Source organism: Vibrio hepatarius (genome assembly GCF_018860525.1).
Lineage (GTDB): Bacteria > Pseudomonadota > Gammaproteobacteria > Enterobacterales > Vibrionaceae > Vibrio > Vibrio hepatarius_B.
Genome location: NZ_JAHKPM010000029.1, coordinates 15,426 through 34,794, shown reverse-complemented (window position 1 = coordinate 34,794; position 19,369 = coordinate 15,426). Strand labels below are relative to the sequence as shown.

At 40.5% G+C, this 19,369-nt stretch carries 16 protein-coding genes; 9 read left to right on the top strand and 7 right to left on the bottom strand.

The genetic code is table 11. From position 1 onward, the window contains the following. Nucleotides 1–3: 3 nt before the first annotated feature. Nucleotides 4–657 (bottom strand): tail fiber domain-containing protein, encoded by a 654-nt coding sequence (locus KO511_RS08035; RefSeq protein WP_215986932.1) that lies wholly within the window; start codon nucleotides 655–657, stop codon nucleotides 4–6. 278 nt (nucleotides 658–935) lie between these two features. On the opposite strand from KO511_RS08035, the gene nhaD reads away from it, so the two are divergent. Next, on the top strand, nucleotides 936–2,369 hold the full coding sequence (gene nhaD / locus KO511_RS08030) for a sodium:proton antiporter NhaD (RefSeq protein WP_215986931.1): 1,434 nt from the start codon (nucleotides 936–938) through the stop codon (nucleotides 2,367–2,369). Between the two features lie 62 nt (nucleotides 2,370–2,431). Here nhaD and KO511_RS08025 read toward each other — a convergent pair whose 3' ends face one another. Genes KO511_RS08025 through KO511_RS08015 form a run of 3 tightly spaced genes read right to left on the bottom strand, consistent with a single transcriptional unit; the run spans nucleotide 2,432 to nucleotide 4,640 of the window. After that, nucleotides 2,432–2,797, bottom strand: coding sequence for a hypothetical protein (locus KO511_RS08025; RefSeq protein WP_215986930.1), 366 nt, complete (start codon nucleotides 2,795–2,797; stop codon nucleotides 2,432–2,434). Beyond that, nucleotides 2,797–3,279, bottom strand: a complete 483-nt coding sequence (locus KO511_RS08020; protein ID WP_215986929.1) for a methylated-DNA--[protein]-cysteine S-methyltransferase — start codon at nucleotides 3,277–3,279, stop codon at nucleotides 2,797–2,799. The genes KO511_RS08025 and KO511_RS08020 overlap by 1 nt, the downstream gene beginning before the upstream one ends. After that, nucleotides 3,276–4,640, bottom strand: a complete 1,365-nt coding sequence (locus KO511_RS08015) for a DNA-3-methyladenine glycosylase 2 family protein (protein WP_215986928.1) — start codon at nucleotides 4,638–4,640, stop codon at nucleotides 3,276–3,278. The genes KO511_RS08020 and KO511_RS08015 overlap by 4 nt, the downstream gene beginning before the upstream one ends. 161 nt (nucleotides 4,641–4,801) lie before the next feature. On the opposite strand from KO511_RS08015, the gene KO511_RS08010 reads away from it, so the two are divergent. Next, on the top strand, nucleotides 4,802–5,005 hold the full coding sequence (locus KO511_RS08010; RefSeq protein ID WP_215986927.1) for a hypothetical protein: 204 nt from the start codon (nucleotides 4,802–4,804) through the stop codon (nucleotides 5,003–5,005). Nucleotides 5,006–5,069: 64 nt separating this feature from the next. On the opposite strand, the gene KO511_RS08005 is transcribed toward KO511_RS08010, so the two are convergent. Next, nucleotides 5,070–5,561 (bottom strand): GNAT family N-acetyltransferase, encoded by a 492-nt coding sequence (locus KO511_RS08005; protein ID WP_215986926.1) that lies wholly within the window; start codon nucleotides 5,559–5,561, stop codon nucleotides 5,070–5,072. Nucleotides 5,562–5,684: 123 nt separating this feature from the next. Beyond that, a complete protein-coding gene (locus tag KO511_RS08000) occupies nucleotides 5,685–6,041 on the bottom strand; it encodes a YibL family ribosome-associated protein (RefSeq protein WP_215986925.1) in 357 nt (118 codons plus the stop codon). Nucleotides 6,042–6,472: 431 nt separating this feature from the next. On the opposite strand from KO511_RS08000, the gene KO511_RS07995 reads away from it, so the two are divergent. The 7 genes from KO511_RS07995 to KO511_RS07965 all read left to right on the top strand — a co-directional run bounded on the left by KO511_RS07995 (nucleotide 6,473) and on the right by KO511_RS07965 (nucleotide 17,230). After that, entirely contained in the window at nucleotides 6,473–8,134 is a 1,662-nt protein-coding gene (locus tag KO511_RS07995) for a methyl-accepting chemotaxis protein (protein ID WP_215986924.1), read from the top strand. Between the two features lie 339 nt (nucleotides 8,135–8,473). Then, nucleotides 8,474–10,054: a S8 family peptidase gene (locus tag KO511_RS07990; RefSeq protein WP_215986923.1), complete on the top strand. Its 1,581-nt coding sequence runs from the start codon at nucleotides 8,474–8,476 to the stop codon at nucleotides 10,052–10,054. 294 nt (nucleotides 10,055–10,348) lie between these two features. After that, nucleotides 10,349–11,782: a xanthine dehydrogenase small subunit gene (xdhA, locus tag KO511_RS07985; RefSeq protein ID WP_215987044.1), complete on the top strand. Its 1,434-nt coding sequence runs from the start codon at nucleotides 10,349–10,351 to the stop codon at nucleotides 11,780–11,782. Beyond that, nucleotides 11,775–14,096, top strand: coding sequence for a xanthine dehydrogenase molybdopterin binding subunit (gene xdhB, locus KO511_RS07980; RefSeq protein ID WP_215986922.1), 2,322 nt, complete (start codon nucleotides 11,775–11,777; stop codon nucleotides 14,094–14,096). The genes xdhA and xdhB overlap by 8 nt, the downstream gene beginning before the upstream one ends. 27 nt (nucleotides 14,097–14,123) lie before the next feature. Then, the gene (gene xdhC / locus KO511_RS07975) at nucleotides 14,124–14,975 is read left to right on the top strand and encodes a xanthine dehydrogenase accessory protein XdhC (protein ID WP_215986921.1); all 852 of its coding nucleotides are present in this window, start codon (nucleotides 14,124–14,126) and stop codon (nucleotides 14,973–14,975) included. 32 nt (nucleotides 14,976–15,007) lie between these two features. Beyond that, nucleotides 15,008–16,315 carry a guanine deaminase gene (gene guaD, locus KO511_RS07970; protein ID WP_215986920.1) on the top strand — a complete coding sequence of 436 codons (1,308 nt, stop codon included), beginning with the start codon at nucleotides 15,008–15,010 and terminating at the stop codon, nucleotides 16,313–16,315. 180 nt (nucleotides 16,316–16,495) lie between these two features. After that, entirely contained in the window at nucleotides 16,496–17,230 is a 735-nt protein-coding gene (locus KO511_RS07965) for a methyltransferase domain-containing protein (protein ID WP_125321004.1), read from the top strand. 18 nt (nucleotides 17,231–17,248) lie between these two features. On the opposite strand, the gene KO511_RS07960 is transcribed toward KO511_RS07965, so the two are convergent. Beyond that, nucleotides 17,249–19,366, bottom strand: coding sequence for an ATP-binding protein (locus KO511_RS07960; RefSeq protein ID WP_215986919.1), 2,118 nt, complete (start codon nucleotides 19,364–19,366; stop codon nucleotides 17,249–17,251). Nucleotides 19,367–19,369 lie beyond the last annotated feature (3 nt).

Genomic DNA, 19,369 nt, shown 5'->3' with positions numbered 1-19,369 from the left:
TAGCTAGGGTTGCTGGCTTTCTAAACTAGTTAACCTTTCATCCATCTCTTTTATTGATTCCAGTAACACAGCAATCATTCCTTTATAATCAACTTGCAAGTAACCCGATTCAGGATGAGTGTTGATAAGCTCTGGATACCATTGCTCAACTTCTTGGGCAACAAAGCCAAGTTCTGTATTGCCCTGCTGAGAAATATAGTTGTATCGATAGCCATTAATTGTTCTGACCGCTTCTAATGTAGAAGTAATACGCTCTATATTTTCTTTCAAATGAACATCACTAAAGCGAAGAAAAACATGATCAATAAGATTATGATAAGAACGCTTACCTGGGGCAAAGTAAGAACGTTCACCATCCGTCACATAAAACACTTTCCAAGTTGAAAAATGCCCTTCTGCAGGCTGTGGTACTGTTCCCTCAGGGCAAAATCCATCAAGAGAGTGATATACACTTTCTGAAATAGGAATAAACACAAAATAGCTATTTTCCCAAGGCTGCTCTTGAGTTTTTAACGGCCAATTAAATGTTTGTTTATTATCCGACCATTCCCAATCATCTTGTTGTTGATCATAACAAAAAATATTAAATTCTTTCGCCAAGCTCGGTAGAGAAAATAATAATAAGCCCAAGTAAAGTAACAAACCATGTTGTTTCATATAGATAACCCTCCGTGGTTTAAAATTGTGCAGAGTATCTTTTAACAACAAATTTGAAACAAGTTTAAATGGTTAATTATTGATCATAGCGCAAATGTTAAACAGATTTTTGATGTAAACTCAATGTCTTAACGCCATTTCTTACAGCACGTTATTTAAACAATGATATATGTTTACTTGCAATTTAATCAGATCAAACCTACTTCACATACCCGAATAAGAAACCTCTTTAGAATGACTTCACTGTCGCAACAACTCACTTTCAAGGAGTGAAAGTAATGGCTATACAATGGTCAGCCTTTATCGCCCTCTTGTTATTCCCTTTTAGCTCTTTTGCAACCGTAAACACACAACAAGATCTCCAATTAACACAGTCTTATGTAGGCTACGCTGCCTTACTCATTTTTGTTTGTGCCTATATTTTGGTCATGCTTGAGGAACACTTTTCATTAAGAAAGTCCAAACCTGTGTTACTCGCCGCTGGTCTTATATGGGCAATGATAGGGTACGTATATTCGCAATATGGACAAATAGACATTGCAAAATCTGCACTCGAACATAATCTTTTAGAATATGCAGAACTACTGCTATTTCTATTAGTTGCAATGACTTATATAAGCGCGATGGAAGAGCGTAAGATATTCGACTCACTTCAAGCTTGGATGGTAGGAAAAGGTTTTAATTACAAATCACTCTTTTGGCTTACGGGAATATTAGCCTTTTTTATCTCTCCGATTGCAGATAACCTCACCACGGCATTACTTATGTGCGCAGTGGTATTGAAAGTAGGTGGCGATAACTCCAAATTCATCAATCTTGCATGTATAAATATTGTTGTAGCAGCCAACGCAGGCGGGGCTTTTAGTCCATTTGGTGATATAACGACATTAATGGTTTGGCAAGCTGGCTATGTGTCCTTTTCTGAGTTTATGCCACTATTTCTCCCATCTGTTGCAAATTATGTAGTCCCAGCAGCGATAATGTCATTATTTGTACCACGTACAACCCCAGATATCATTTACCAACATGTTGAACTAAAACGCGGAGCTCGCCGGATAGTGTTCTTATTTATTCTCACTATTGCTACTGCCGTCGCATTTCATGCGATGCTACACTTCCCTCCGGTCATTGGCATGATGATGGGGCTTGCATACTTACAATTCTTCGGCTTTTTCTTACGCAAAACGCTTAAATCTTCATTACATAAAAAAGCAGCTATCGCGATTGCAAAAGGCGACGATCATGCTTTAAAACGTCTAGGTTCCGTTGTTCCGTTTGATGTATTTCGCCGAGTATCCCATGCCGAATGGGATACTCTGCTGTTCTTTTATGGCGTCGTCATGTGTGTAGGTGGTTTGAGTCTACTCGGCTATTTGGGCTTAGTGTCTGAAGTCATGTATTCACAATGGAACCCTGTTTTAGCCAATATCGCAGTAGGGATATTATCTGCAATTGTCGATAACATACCGGTTATGTTCGCCGTTCTCACTATGGAGCCATCGATGTCAATGGGGAACTGGTTACTGGTTACTCTTACAGCAGGGGTAGGAGGAAGTCTATTATCGATAGGATCAGCCGCAGGCGTCGCTTTAATGGGGGCTGCTCATGGAAAGTATACATTTTTTGGCCACTTAAAATGGGCTCCCGTTATCGCCATTGGCTATACGGTGAGTATAGGATTACACCTTACACTTAACGCATCTTTATTCTAGAAAACTCAACAAATATCGCATAACAAGGGCAGTCTATCACTGCCCAATCACGGTAGGTTTTATTATTCTAGGCGTCTTTGCCAAACACTGGCCAGCTGATATTTTGCACAAATACTGCAAGTCAAAGCCTCATTGCCCCCATGAATCCGCATCACAATATCTTCTCTTTTTTCTAAAGAGCTGTTTCTCATTGTGATTGTTAAGTAATTATCCTCAACAGAAAATGACTTAGATACATCAGGTGCCCCAACTTTGCTAATCGTCACTTTGGCATCTTTGAAAATCAGTAGATCTTGTGTATACAAGTTTTCATACACACCTTCAAACTCATAGGTTTGCTTGTTTATCATTCGATTGAGATTATCTTCAAAGCATCCTTGCAACATCAAGGCTAGTAGTACGAAAATAATCCTATATTCTAACCGCATCAATCTGGTTCCCAGTGCTCCAATTTTAATAACGCCGCTTTTCTGTCTAAGCCACCCGCATACCCTGTAAGCTTACCTTTTTTTCCAATCACTCGATGGCAAGGCACAATCACTGAAATAGGGTTTTTACCATTTGCCAATCCTACAGCTCTAACAGCCCTCGGATTACCAATAGATTCAGCAAGTTGCTGATAACTCCATGTTTCTCCGAAAGGAATCGTCGTCAATGCTTGCCATACTTGTTGCTGAAATACGGTCCCGCTAGCGGCAAGAGGCAGTTCAAACGTATTTCTACATTGGGAGAAGTACTCCCGTAACTGTTTGATTGTTAAAATAAGTATAGGATGCTTTGGATCTTTTTTACCTAAGTCTTGCGGTTGTGTGGTCTGGGTCTCAAACCAAACACCCAATAAGCCAAGGTCATTTACTTGGATGGTCATTAGACCTAGGGGTGAATCAAAAGTGGTATAAAACTGGTTCATGCATGACTCCAACAATGAAATGTAGCGTAGCTCCCCCAAGGAGAAACACTCTCAGCAGTGAGTTCGGGAAACTGTTTCAGTATTTTTTTCACCACTAAATCTCCATCAAGAAAACAGTTAGAATTTGAGGCACCTCTTAATTTTGCATAGTGAATAGTCCAAGGTCCAATACCTTTAATATCTAGCCATGTATCACAGTCTGCTTCAGGGTATTCTTGCATATACTTAGCAAATTGGAGCAACGTTTGTTTGCGACTTTTCGGCATGCGCAAAAAAGACACATCGGCTTGGCTCACTTCTTGAGGTGTCGGAAAATGAGTTACTTTTTCGGGCTGCAAATGACTGACCAATAAGTTGAGTTGTCCTATAGCGGCCTTTATTGACACTTGTTGACCCAATATTGCACGAACACCACCCTCCCAAGTACTTAAAACTCCTGGAATTCGGATACCGCTTCGCTTGATAAATTTTGGGCTCAGATGATTAAATACATTTTCAATCGCGAGGATGTCACTATCAAGATCAAACATCCTTCTCAGTTCATTGACCATAGCTTGAAGCTGAAGATGATCAGATAACTCAAACTCAACTCGCATTACTCCAGCCCGGATAGGATAAATAGAAAAAATACCTGAAGCACCATTAATGTTAAATCTTCTCTGGTAACTCACTTTATCTACCCATTCCAAACCCTCAACAGCTCTTAACCGATAGAATTCGAGCATATGTTGCCAATCTAACGGGCCTTTATAAGACAAATCAATATAGTTGGTTTCAAGTTTTGGTTGACCTTTTTTTTGACGCATTTGGGTAGGAGTAAGTTTCATCACTTGTTTAAATGCATCATTAAAACGGCGCACACTTGCAAAGCCACTTGCAAAAGCAATATGGGTTATAGACATTGAACTAGAATGGAGTAACTGCTTGGCGAACATCAATTGGTGGTACAAAGCATATTGTTTCGGAGGCATACCTAGATAACGTTGGAACAATTTCCGTAAGTACCTGTCACTTATGCCTAACTTTTGTGATAAACCATCAAGATTGCAAGACTGAAGTTCACCTTGATCAATAAGCTTGATGGCACGCAAAAAAGTGGTTTCTACACCTTTCCATGCCCATGAATTGGGTGCGCTGTCTGGTCTGCACCGCAAGCATGGTCGATATCCGGCCTTTAAAGGCTGCGCTTTATCAAAAAAGTACTCAACATTTTCTTCTTTAGGTAAATTTGCTGGGCAAATAGGTCTGCAAAAAATACCTGTCGTTTTTACCGCAACGTAAAATAGGCCATCAAAACGTGCATCTCTTGCTTGACGAGCACTTTGACACTCTTGCAAGGATATTTGCGATAGTAAGTTCATAACAGTATTTCAATTCTTCAGCATCAGACTCTTATATCAAGTCTATCCACCCAAGCATAGAATACTAGCCATTTTCGGAAGCGAATCGAATTTGCTATCGATTAAAACTCATCTAGAGTTACAATGGAAAACAAACAAAACAAATAATAAGGAAGTTGGCTATGAACTTACATACGTGCACAATTGTGCTCAAAGATAACCATAAACTCACCTACCATAATGTTGAAAAAAGCTTAGAAACAATAGAAGTACATGGTACCTCTGGCATTAGTAACATATTGATCGATGCAACTGATGGACAAACTATACGCTCTTATTACAACTTATCAGTGGAAGAGTCTATTGAAAGCCTGATGGATTTATAATTATTGTGCAAAAATAACCGTAGGCCTGTTTTAACAGGCCTGCTTTTTATCTATTCTCTCACTGCTAAAAGTGCTTGAGCATCCATACATCACAACCATTATGCAATGTCCCAGCTAGAGGAGAACTAAGGTGTTCAAAGCCTAGACTTTCATAAAGCTTAACAGCTGTAGACATATTCGATAAAGTATCTAGGTAACACTGTTCAAAGCCTTGCTGCTGAGCGAATTCAAGACACTTTAGAGACAACTTTTTCCCGAGCCCTAAACCGCGACTCTCTTTCAGCAAAAAAAGCTTTTTTAACTCACTTATTTTCCCATTAGCGGTGAAGGGAGCAATACCACAACCACCTACGATCTTATTATCCAGCAGAGCGACCAGATACAAAGAGTTTTTCTCCAACGAATAGTATTGACTCATGTTTTCAACTTCAGCATCTGACGGGCCAAAGCCGTCCCCAACAGCACCATACTCTTTGCCAACTTGTTTTATGATCTGGCATATCTTCGAATCATACTCATGGGTAATTGGGGTAATGCTTAACCTTTGACCACTCATATGTGTTTCCTGAAAACGATAGTAGAAGCCAATGAAAATAATACAAACATTAATTCATATCAACAAGATAAAGAGATCCGATCAGGCACAATCAATATCACTAGAAAATTCATTAAAATGGGATTAAAACGGTTTTGGGGCGTAGCCTGTCATCACGCTTAGCTCTAGAAACTTGCCCAGCTTTGTCATTGGGTGTACCACAATTAAGCCTTTGACGGACTTCTTTAACTTTCCAACATCAGCCTGCTCCGCCTTGGTAATCTCACGAGAAAAGGCCATTGCTTTAAGCGTTTTACGTTCCTTGCTCAAATCATAAGTTTGTTTACTTCTGAAGGCATGAATTTTTTTATTGAGTTTATCTATTTCATCGGTAAATTTAGTCACCATTTCTTGGTCACCACGAGTTCTCGCTGAGTCCAACTTGCGCTGGCATTTATCGACGCGGTTATTAAGATCTTGAAGTTCTTGCGTAGTACTCATTATGTCATATTCTCAGAAAAAAAGGTTAGTGAGTCTACCATAATTAGGCCGTACTGTATTGCCAAACAATCCACCACATATCAGCTTGACACAAACACAGTAGCTCACAGAGATATAAACCAATAATACCATCTAAAGATAGCTTATGGCCTTATCTAAAACTATACGTAATACATTGACATAAAAGATAAAAAATGGTTCTGACTCATACAACCTTGGCCAATTCATTCCGGTACACTCAAAACTAATAACTTAATTATCAATAAATATGTGCCTATACCCACATATTGTCTAATCTTAAAGTAGCAGCGGTTGACTAAGGATCCGCCACCTACACTATTTAGTTTTTGTTAGGCATGCGTTCCTGCTATCAACTATTGATAACTGGCATTAACACCGGCGCCCTTAGAAATCTAAAATAGGATGTATGTATGAGCCTTACTATTCGAAGCCGCCTATACATTTTGGCACTTGTACCATTGCTGATTATAGCACTGGGCATGCTTGGCTTTACCTACGTAAAAACTAACGAGCTCAACGCTCAGCAAATTGACGTTGCTCGAAGTAACATGATGCATATGAAGAAAGAAGAACTTAAACACTATCTTCAAATGGCGCAGTCTGCGATACAACCTTTACTTGATAGTGGTGCGAGTCTTGAAGACGCATTTCCCACTCTCAGAGCTCTTAAATACGGAAAAACTGGTTATATGTTTGGATACAATTCCAAAGGTATCAGGCAAATCCAAGGAAGTAGCATGAGTGGTATCGGTGATAGCTACTGGGACTTGCAAGACAAAAAAGGCAACTATTTAGTACGTGACCTGATTCGTAATTCAAAATCAGGAGATTTTACCACCTATTATTTCCCAAAACCCGGCCAATCAGTTGCACTGCCTAAATTAGCTTACTCAATTTACATTTCAGAGTGGGACCTCATGCTAGGAACCGGCTTTTATACCGATGATATTGATGAGATTGTCGCTGAAATGGAAAATACAACCAACGAGGCATTGCAAGAAACGCTGTCTGCTATCATCTTGTTCTGTATTGTTATCGCGGCTATCGTTGCAGTATTTTCTGTTGGAATAAATCGAACTATTCTTAAACCTTTAGAGCTATTTGATGCATCTATAAGTTCATTTGCTAATGGCGATGCCGACCTAACAGCGCGTATGGAAAGTTTTAAAGCACCGGAGTTTTCACAACTGAGTACAAACTTCAATGCCTTTGTCGCTAGCCTACAAACCATAATCCGCAGTGTCAGCGAAGTCGGTCAACAAGTGGTCTCTGAAACAACCAATATGTCTGGGCGTGCGGCTAAAGTCGATGAAATCGCATCAGGACAGCGACAAGAAACAGAACAAGTCGCCACAGCAATGACTGAGATGACAACGACTGCTTCAGAAATATCCAACAATGCCAGCCAAGCTGCTGATTCAGCAAAAGAAGCAGATGATAATGCTAAAAATGCGCAAAGTATTGTTAACTCAGCAGCACAGTCGGTAGAAGCACTTGCAGAGGAAGTTTCACAAGCTAACGGCGTCATTTCTCGCCTTGAAAGTGACGTTCAAAACATATCGTCTTCTCTAGAAGTCATTCAAGACATTGCCGAACAAACCAATCTATTGGCGCTCAATGCAGCTATCGAGGCAGCTCGAGCGGGTGAGCAAGGCCGCGGATTTGCTGTGGTAGCTGATGAAGTGCGTAAATTGGCAAGTAGAACTCAAGACAGTACTGGCGAAATTCACCAAATGATTGAGCAATTGAAGTCCGCTTCTGATGATGCAGTTAAGGCGATGGAATCGAGTCGAAAACGTGGTGCGAGTACAGTAGAAGAGGCTAATGCCGCAGCCAGAGCATTAGTCAAGATTCAGGAGTCCATTGGCACGATTATGGATATGAATTCTCTCATTGCCACTGCAACGGAAGAACAAAGCATAGTCGGTCAGGAGATTTCTGAACGCATTGTGGTGATTTCCGACCAAAGTTCTCAATCTGCCGAACTAGCAAATGAAAATAAAGCTGGTAGTCAGGGGCTAAATCACAGAGCCAATGAGCTCTATGATTTAGTGGGTAGGTTTAAAGTATAGAACGCCTTGGCCCGCCATCTCAGCGGGCCTTTTCATCCTCTTCTCACATCAATCATACTTCCCCTTAGCATGCCATCTTCAGGCCATAGAGCAAAAACTCTCATTATTGAAGTACGTTCCAATAGTCGCGTAACTTCATATTTGGTTTTCACTCATTTCCATAAATCACACGCAAAGTTATTGACTAATTAATACAATTAAATGCCCCACTTTTACCATGTGCGTAATTTGTGTGTAAGTTGTAGATAGGTTCCTAAAGAGCCACAAAACATATCAATTGCTTGATGTTTGTCGTAGGCCATGTTCAACAATCTCTTTTACTATTCAAAGGAAAATAACATGTACAAGAAGTTTATAAGTTGTTGTATTGCCTCAACTCTATCAGTTATCTCAACGTCAGGGCTTGCACAACAAGGCGAGGTAAAATCCACTTTAACTGAAAACCAGAACCTTGCACCTTTACTAACAGTCGCAAGTGATAAAGGAATAAAAAATAAGTATATCGTTGTACTAAAAAGGCCAGAAATGATGCTTGATGGATCACAAGCGCTGGTTTATTTTACTCAGCAAACTGTCGCGGGTTTAGCAAACCAGCATGCATTTTCAGCCGAGAGAATTTACGATCATGTACTCAGTGGTTTTTCAGCCACACTAACCAAAGAACAGCTAAAGTCTCTTCGCTCTGACCCACAAGTTGACTTCATTGAGCAAGACCAAATTGTCTCTCTCGATCCTGTTTTATCAGATGAAGATACCCAAACAAATGCAGTGTGGGGCTTAGACCGAGTAGATCAACGTAACTTACCTCTGAGTGGCAGTTACAACTATAACTTTGATGGAACTGGTGTCACAGCGTATGTTATCGATACAGGTGTGACCAACACCCATACTGAGTTTGGCGGCCGTTCAAGATCCGGCTATGATTTTGTCGACAATGATAACGATTCAACAGACTGTAATGGGCATGGTACTCACGTTGCAGGTACCATAGGAGGTAATCAATACGGTGTTGCAAAGAACGTCAGCATTGTTGGTGTTAGAGTTCTGAGCTGTAGAGGATCGGGGTCAAATTCAGGTGTTATTGGAGGAGTCAACTGGGTTGCAGCCAATGCGTCTGGTCCTTCAGTAGCCAATATGAGCCTTGGTGGAGGTGTTTCCAGCACATTGGATCGAGCAGTCGCAAGCGCAGTACAATCTGGTATTAGCTTTGTATTAGCTGCTGGTAACTCGAATGCCGATGCTTGTAACTCTTCACCTGCCCGTGAGCCAAGTGGTTTAACAGTCGGCTCCACAACGAGTAGCGACAGTCGATCCAGTTTCTCGAATTGGGGAAATTGTGTTGATGTATTTGCACCTGGCTCAAGTATCAAGTCGGCATGGTATAATGGTGGATATAAAACAATTAGTGGAACGTCGATGGCTGCACCTCATGTTGCTGGTGTAACTGCGCTCTACCTACATGAGAATAACTCTTTATCTCCATCACAAATTTCAACCCTAATAGGAAATAGAGCCAGCACAGGTAAAATTAATGACACAAGGGGTACTGTGAATAAACTTGTTTACAGCCTCAACGATGGTGGCTGTGAACCAGATTGTACTACTCCAACTCCAGATGGCGAGCTTACTAATGGGACACCTGTGAGTAATATTGGTGCGAGCCGCGGCGGGAAAAAACAGTACTATATTGATGTAACTGCGGGTAAAACTCTCACTGTAACCACAAATGGTGGTTCCGGCGACGCTGATTTATATGTACGATTTGGTGCACAGCCAACAACTGGAACTTGGGACTGTCGCCCGTATCGTTCTGGGAATAATGAAGTATGTACTGTTTCCAATACGCAAAATGGTCGTTACCATATCATGCTAAACGCCTATAGCACCTACAGTGGGGTTACTCTCAAAGCAGGCTACTAACTTACCCCCTACCATAAAATCAATGCCAATCAACAATGTTTGATTGGCATTCTTTCATCCGTCTATTCTCTCTTCAATACCTTCTAGGTCATTTAAAAATCAATGCTAAGTGAATAACATTGATTTTAAATTAGAAAATAGCCACTAGTATTCATATACTTAAGAATAACGACAATGGCTGATATTTTCCCATCAATGTCTCGATGATGCTATAAAATTAGAGTTGAACAATACGTTAGACATTTATAGTTGAAACAACTGTGTCACAACACTGGAGGTCTCTTGATTTCTTTCATGCTCAATCAAAGCGTCATACAAGAACATCAGCTGTCACCTAACATGACTGTTCTTCAATACCTAAGAACACATGCACGTAAAACTGGGACCAAAGAGGGGTGTGGTTCTGGAGACTGTGGTGCTTGTACCGTCGTTTTAGCTGAAGCCAAGAATAATCAACTTGAGTATCGTTCCATTAATGCATGCCTGACCTTTATTTCTTCATTACATGGAAAACAGCTCATTACGATAGAAGATTTGCAAGAGAGTGATAAGTTGCACCCCGTTCAGCAGGCTATGGTTGACTTTCATGGTTCTCAATGTGGTTACTGTACTCCTGGCTTTATTATGTCGATGTTTGCACTGGTGAAGAATAAGCCTAAGTTAGACAAACAAAATATTTTGGAGTCTCTCGCCGGCAATTTATGTCGTTGCACTGGTTATCGTTCAATCGTAGATGCGGCTCTTTCCTTATCTTTTCATCAACCTTTAGTTGATCAATTTTCTTCTCTTGAGCAAACAACCATTTCCAAGCTCGAATCACTCAACAAACAACCTGCGACCCTTAAGTTTGGTAAACTCACTGCCTATTTCCCGCGCAGCATTGAAGAAACAGCTAAGGTTTACACTGTAAACCCTAAAGCCAAATTAGTTGCGGGAGGAACAGACTTAGCATTAGAGGTAACTCAGCTTCACAAAGAAATGACAACCTTGATATGCTTACATCTTGTTGATGATATGAAGCTGTGTTGTGAGAACGGTAAAGTAATTAGTATTGGCGCCAATACCAATATTACTGACGCAGCTCCCCTACTCACACAACACTTTCCTGACTTTGGTGAGCTATTACACCGTTTCGCTTCGCCACAAATACGCAACCTAGGTACTCTTGGAGGGAATTTAGCTAATGCATCTCCAATTGGTGATATTGCTCCTCTTCTTATCGCACTGAACACTAATTTAAAGCTACGATGTGGTGGGGAAAAACGAACAATACCGCTTGACGATTTCTTTGTTAGTTACAAAGTCACCACACAACAAAAAAGCGAGTTCATAGAACAAATTCTCATCCCCAAGCTAAAAAATAAAACATTGTTTCGAGCCTATAAGCTCTCCAAACGCCTTGATGATGACATTTCTACAGTATGTGGCGCTTTCAATATTGAAATTAAAAAAAACAAAGTCATTAATGCTCGAATAGCTTTTGGAGGTATGGCAGAAATTCCAAAACGAGCGATTCATTGTGAGAACACTCTCATTGGTAGCTCATGGGATCAGAAAACTATCGAATCAGCAATGAAGTCAATAAAAAAAGATTTCAAACCACTGACCGACTTTCGTGCTAGCAAAGAGTACCGATCTATAGTAGCTGCTAACATGCTTAAAAGGCTGTTTATTGAACAAGACTATCTTAACAATCAAATTGAAACACGAGTGACCTCTTATGTCTAAATCACATCAAAAGGAGTTAACCACTGGCGTAGGTAAAAGTGTTAAACATGATAGCGCAGAAAAACAGGTTACAGGTACAGCGGTTTACGTTGATGACTTACTTGAATACCCAAATCAATTACATGTCTATGCAAAACTCAGCACCTATGCACATGCAAAAATAACTAAACTTGATGTTTCACCTTGCTATGAGTTTGAAGGCGTGGAAATCGTTATAACGCACCAAAGCATTCCTGGAAAATTGGATATTGGCGCTATTTTACCAGGGGACCCACTACTCAGCGACGGCTTAATTCAATACTATGGCCAGCCAATTTTTGCCGTCGCGGCCAGTAACCTCGACATAGCACGCAAGGCAGCACAAGCTGCCATTATAGAGTATCAACCTCTTCCTCCTCTCCTCGATGTCAAGCAAGCTTTAGAGCAAAAACAATTTGTCACAGAAAGCCACCAGCAAAAAAGAGGCTCATCGAAGAATGCCCTAAAGCAAGCCAAGCACATCATTGAAGGTGAGTTAGAAATAGGTGGACAGGAGCACTTTTATCTAGAGACTCAAGTCAGCAGCGCAGTACCCACTGAAGATGGTGGGGTTCAGGTTTACGCTTCAACGCAAAACCCTACAGAAGTCCAACATAAAGTCGCACAAGTTCTCAACCTACCGATAAATAAAATTATCATCGAAGTACGCAGAATGGGCGGAGGTTTTGGCGGTAAAGAAACTCAGGCTGCGATTCCTGCTTGTCTAGCCGCCGTAATTGCTCATCAAACCAGACGCCCAACTAAAATGCGTCTGCCTCGTATGGAAGATATGACGCTAACCGGAAAACGGCACCCTTTTTACAATCAATATAAAGTCGGATTCAATGACGCTGGTGTCATTGAAGGCGTTGATATTGTCCTTTCAGGAGACTGTGGCTATTCTCCAGATCTATCTAGCTCAATTGTTGACCGCGCTATGTTTCACTCAGACAATGCCTACTACTTGGCGGCCGCAACGGTTACAGGCCATCGCTGCAAAACTAATAAAGCATCAAACACTGCATTTAGAGGCTTTGGTGGACCTCAAGGAATGATGACTATTGAACATATCATGGATGAAATTGCTCACTACCTAGGGAAAGATCCTCTCGATATCCGCAAAGCTAATTACTATGGTGATGAAGGGCGAAACATTACACATTACCACCAAAAGATAGGTGACAATTGCTTGCAAGCGATCACCTCTGAACTTGAAAAAACCAGTGACTATCACTCTCGCCGTCAGTCCATCAGTAAGTACAACAAACAAAGCCCAATACTTAAAAAAGGCTTGGCTATCACTCCAGTAAAGTTTGGTATTTCCTTTACCGCTACTTTTCTCAATCAAGCTGGCGCTCTGATTCATATATACACCGATGGCAGCATTCACCTTAACCATGGTGGAACGGAAATGGGACAGGGTTTGAATACCAAAGTGGCTCAAATTGTTGCCGAAGAATTCCAAGTGGATATAGAACAAATTCAAATCACAGCCACAAATACAGATAAAGTACCAAATACCTCACCTACAGCTGCTTCTTCAGGAACAGATCTCAATGGTAAAGCTGCTCAGAACGCAGCTATAACAATAAAAAAACGCCTAACTGAGTTTGCTGTCAAACACTATCATATACCTGCACAAGACGTTGTGTTTAAAAATGGCAATGTGGTAGTCGGTACTGAAACCATAACCTTTGAAGCTTTTATTCAAGAGGCATACTTCAATCAGATATCACTTTCAAGTACTGGCTTTTACCGGACTCCAAAAATCCATTATGACCGTGAGAAAGCACGTGGCCGACCGTTTTACTATTTCGCATATGGGGCAGCCTGCTCAGAAGTGATTATTGATACTTTGACGGGAGAATATAAAATTCTGCGTGTCGATATTCTGCATGATGTTGGTGCTTCACTTAACCCTGCGATAGATATTGGGCAAATTGAAGGTGGTTTTATACAAGGCGTAGGCTGGCTAACCACAGAGGAACTGAGCTGGAATGAGCAAGGACGCCTTACCACTAATGGGCCTGCGAACTACAAAATACCAGCTATAACCGATATGCCCATTGAATTTAATACTCAGCTTTTGCAAAACCACACTAACTCTGAAGACACGATCTTTCATTCAAAAGCTGTTGGAGAACCACCCTTTATGCTCGCTATTTCAGTCTGGAGCGCATTAAAAGACGCCATAAACTCTATCGTCGCACAGGGGACAACTCCAACACTCAATACACCAGCAACACCTGAGCGTGTGCTAATGGCAATTCAACAAGCAACCCGCTCTAAACCATAAACACATATTCAAATAGGCAGTTAAGCCATGCATAACGATAATTGGATTCATGAACTTGCTCAGCTAGAAAAACAGCATGAACCTTGTGTAATAGTCACTATTATAGAAACCCATGGCTCAGCGCCAAGGACTGCTGGTACTAAAATGCTGATTACTGGTAACCGTCTAATCGCAACCATTGGCGGGGGGCACCTAGAACACCTCGCTACAGACATTGCACGTCAAATGCTTCTGTCTGGTGAGACATACCCCAAGCTGGAAAGATTTAATCTTGGATCTAGGCTGGGCCAATGCTGTGGCGGTATGGTAACACTCAGTTTCGAACCCATCAGTCCCAACGCAAAGCATTTAGTCATATTTGGGGCTGGTCACGTGGCTCAGGCACTGCTTCATGTCGTTTCAACACTTCCCTTCAGAGTGACTTGGATTGACCAACGCGATGAAATTTTCCCAAATTCTATCCCTGCTCGTGTTACTAAGCTGGTCTCTGATGATCCTGTATTTGAAATTAGTTCTCAACCATCTGGAAGTTACTATCTAGTAATGACGCACAACCATCAATTGGATTTTGAGTTAGCGAGAGCCATCCTAGACAAAGGGGATAGCACATATTTCGGCATTATAGGTTCACAGTCAAAAAGAAAGAGGTTTGATATGCGATTAGCTCAAAGAGGTTACTCGCAACAACAAATAGATACTATGGTTTGCCCTATTGGTCTGAGTGCTGTCGATGGAAAACATCCCGCTGAAATTGCAGTATCGATAGCAGGAGAATTAATCATGCATTACCAAGGTTTACCATTGGAGAAAAAACGGTCCACGTCGAAGGAAGAACACCATAAGCAGGCCGATATATCAATGAATGATAGCATCGCCTAACGCTTAGCTGCTAGGCTAGAAAGGAAAGATACATGGCAAATAAACGCAAAGCTTTTCGCGCAAGTATTATACACTGTATCAAGGATCCTAAAGACGTGGGACTGAACAATTCTTATCAGTTCTTTGAGGACGGCCTGCTAGTAGTTGAAAATGGCTACGTGGTTGATATAGGCGAGGCAAAAAAGGTACTTAAAAAGCAGCCCAAAGACATAAAAATCACTAGATATAATAATAAAATTATAACTTCTGGCTTCATCGATACCCATATACACTACCCACAAACAGCCATTATCGCCTCTTATGGAGACCAATTACTTGACTGGTTAGAAAACTATACGTTCCCTGAAGAAATGCGCTTTAACGACCCCATTTACGCAAGAAATATTGCCAAACTATTTTTTCATCAACTATTGAGTAACGGCACCACAACTGCCTTAGTATTTGGTACTGTACATAAACAATCTGTTGACATCTTTTTCGAAGAAGCACAAAAACGTCAGTTAAGAATGATCGCTGGAAAAGTTCTCATGGACCGCAATACTCCAAAAGAACTGACTGATACACCAAAATCTAGCTATTACGATTCTAAACAATTGATTGACAAGTGGCACAATAAAGGAAGACTGCTTTACGCCGTAACTCCTCGCTTTGCTCCCACCAGCAGCCCAGAGCAACTGACAATGGTAGGGAAACTACTAGAACAATACCCAGACGTTTACATGCATACTCACCTATCTGAAAACCTTAAAGAGATTGAATGGGTCAAAGAACTCTTCCCAGATCGTGCTGGTTATCTTGATGTTTATGATCACTATGGCCTTTTGCATAAGCGCTCTGTACTTGCTCATGGTATTCACCTATCAGATCAGGAGTGTCAGCGTTTGGCTGAAACAGATTCAGCAATTGCGTTTTGTCCAACATCCAACCTCTTCTTAGGCTCAGGTTTATTCAAACTATCTAAACTAGAAAACTACAAAGTCAAAGTCGGTATGGGCACCGATATTGGTGCTGGCACCAGTTTTTCTTTATTACAAACCATGAACGAAGCATACAAAGTAATGCAACTTCAACAAGAGAAATTACACCCCTTGAAATCTCTCTACCTAGCAACACTTGGTGGGGCGAGAGCTCTCGACCTAGAAGATAAAATTGGCAATCTTGAAGTCGGTAAAGAGGCTGATTTTGTGGTACTTGATTTACACGCAACACCATTACTTTCTATAAGAATGGAGCAGGCCAAAACTCTGGAAGAAAAGCTCTTTATTCTACTGACTCTTGGCGATGATCGTACGGTATTTGAAACCTACATCCTAGGCGAAAAAGCTTATGATCTTAACTAGATATATTATGGTTTAAAGTAGCGTGCAAAAAATACTGATGCATCAAAATAAAAATCATATTGGGAATAAACTCAACATCAATCCTTATCTTAATTAAATACTTTTTATTATCAGTAGCTTAAGACAGGTCCATTTGGGGCATGATATATGCTTAAGTAACTGAAACTGGAGGTATTATTTATGTCAGAAAATATAAGGTTACTTAATCCACAACAAGTCGCTAAATTTGATGTCGAATATATCGATAAGGCTTTATTTCGGCTTATTTGCAGTATCATTGATCAGAATATTAGCAATCCAAACCAAGCACATTTTCTAGACGTGGGAGGAGGTAATGGATTGTATGCCGACAAGCTACTTAGTCAATACCTTGGCTGCTTTGTCGATATCATAGAGCCTGATTCGAATATGAACACTAAAAATATACCTAATAGTAATAAAGTTCTTATTAATAGCGTTTATCAACAATTCAAAGGTACCAAAGACTACGATATGATCCAGTTTAACTGGGTATTGCATCACTTTATTGCATCCTCTTACAGCGAAACTCATGAAATCCAGTTGGAAGGCCTGAAATCTGCCTATAACATGCTTGGGTCAGAAGGCATTGTAATTATCTTTGAAAACTTTTATGAAGGAAAAGATCACTCAAATGCACCAGGTAAGTTAATCTATCAATTAACGTCTTCTAAGCTACTCAAGCCTATGACTTCTCAAATGGGCGCCAACACCGCTGGAGTAGGCGTTTGTTTCAATTCAGAACTTCACTGGCGAGAGCAACTAATAAAAGCGGGGTTTAACAGCGTTTTTTCTGCTCATTGCTACGATTTTGGTGATCTGAGTCCACTCAAAAAATGGATGCTTGGTATCGAAAATCAACGTGTAGGAATGTTGGTAGGTGTCAAAACTCCATAATAGGCTAATTGACATATTTTACCCTTCAATACGGGTATACTCATCAAGTATGCCCTTTAGCCAATCAAGTTTAAATGGTTTACCAAGAACGCTACTAAATCCTTGCTCTAGGTAATACTCTACATCACTATCAAACGTATTAGCAGTCAAAGCAATAATCGGAGTATTGGGGGCAAGCCCTTCTGTCTTGATGCGCTGCAGTGCTTCCAGACCATCCATCACGGGCATTTGAATGTCCATAAAAATAATATCGAAACTTTTTTGTCGAAGCATATCTAGACATTCTTGACCATTATTCACCGTTGTGACCTCGGCACTCAACGTCAGCAGCATCTTTTCTGCCACAATCTGATTCATGCGAATATCTTCAACCAGCATAGCTGAAACCTTTCGTGGCTCATATCCCATAGAGGGAGATATTGAGTTTGGTTCAGGTGTACCCTGCAAGCAGCTAACTAAACTCAAAAGATCGTAAGGTTTGCTCAACAGCCTAGCATTATCCATAAGAGGTAACGGTGTATTAACGTGACAATAAACTAGGATAGATTCTGGTTCAACCTCAACCGGTTGGTTGAGTTTCTCATCTAGTTGCTCTCCATTACTGAGATAATACAGCAAGGTTGAGCCCTGTGAATCATAGAGATCAAGTTCTTCTAATTCACTAATTATCAACGAGCGTACATCTTGGTTACTGGCTATCACTTGTACAAATTTTTTGTTCTGTAAAGGGTTAAGTAAGGGTTTCTCTTTTATCACCTCTGTCGGAATATTAACGCTAAACTCACTGCCGGCACCAAAAGTACTATTCACTTGTATCGTACCGCCAAACATCGAGACTAAAGACTGGCAAATAGACAAGCCAAGTCCTGTTCCACCATATTTACGAGTAATAGAGTCATCAGCTTGGGTAAACTCTTGAAATACTTTATCAAGCTGCTCTTGAGTCATACCTATACCACTATCCTTGACTCTAATATTGAGTTGATCTTGTCCGTCTCCCCTTGCGATAGAGATGGACATATCCACCAGTCCCTTTTCAGTAAATTTAAGGGCGTTGTAACCTAAATTATTAATTATTTGCACTAGTTTGGTCTTATCTGAGCGAATTTTGTAATCACATTTAAGTCCGGTAGAAAAGAACACCTCAACGTCGTGTTGCTTATCAAAATTAATAAATACCGTTTTAGACACATCGATAAGTTCACTGAGATAAAAATCGTCGTTGGATAACGTCGATTTACCCTTCTCAATTTTACTTAGGTCGAGAACATTATTAATCAATTTAAGAAGGTGCTCACCGGAGCTATTAATCATTGATAAAAAGTGGCGAGTCTGCTCATCTGATGATTGGTAATACTCTTTTTGACTCAGACCAATAATTGCGTTTAATGGAGTGCGCATTTCATGGGACATATTAGCCAAAAATCTTGCTTTAGCATTAGCACTTTGCTCGGCATTCTTTTTGGCCTCTTCCATAACTTGGGTTTTTTCTTCTAAGTCTTTCCCTAATCTGATTTGATTTAAGTACATCCAAGAGATCACACCAACCATTAACATCGAGCATAGGAAAATGATCCCCAAATAAATATATTGTTTGTTATAAAATGACTCTTTAAAATTAAGAAATTCAGCCTGCCTCTGCTGGACATTGTTAACAAATCCAGACAAGTAAGCATTCAATCGCGTGTATGCTTTATCAAATGCAGATATCACTTGTTGAGCTGCTTGGATATCACCTAGAGTGAGCTTATCAATGTCATCAAAAGCCTCCGAAACAAAATGGTTAATCTGCCGGAGTTCATCCACATCACCATAATTTGAGTGTAAGTCTATCGTCCTCTCAGCCAGTAAATCATGATAGATACTCGCTCGGAACACTTTCGATTTAAACTTAAGCTGGAGTAGATGTTTTTTGTCTCTGTGGGTGGTGTAGGTAAGAATTGCCGCTTTTACGGTTAATAGCTTGGTTTTCGCTGTGATGTTGTTGTTAATGATAGTGACATAAGGTTCAGGTGCAACATTCTTAATTTTAGAGACTGAGAAAAAAACGTAAATAATCACTAACAGAAGCACAAGGGATAGCGCTGAGATGATAGCGACAAAATGTCGTCCTCTTTCCCAAAAACTTGCCCCCATAAT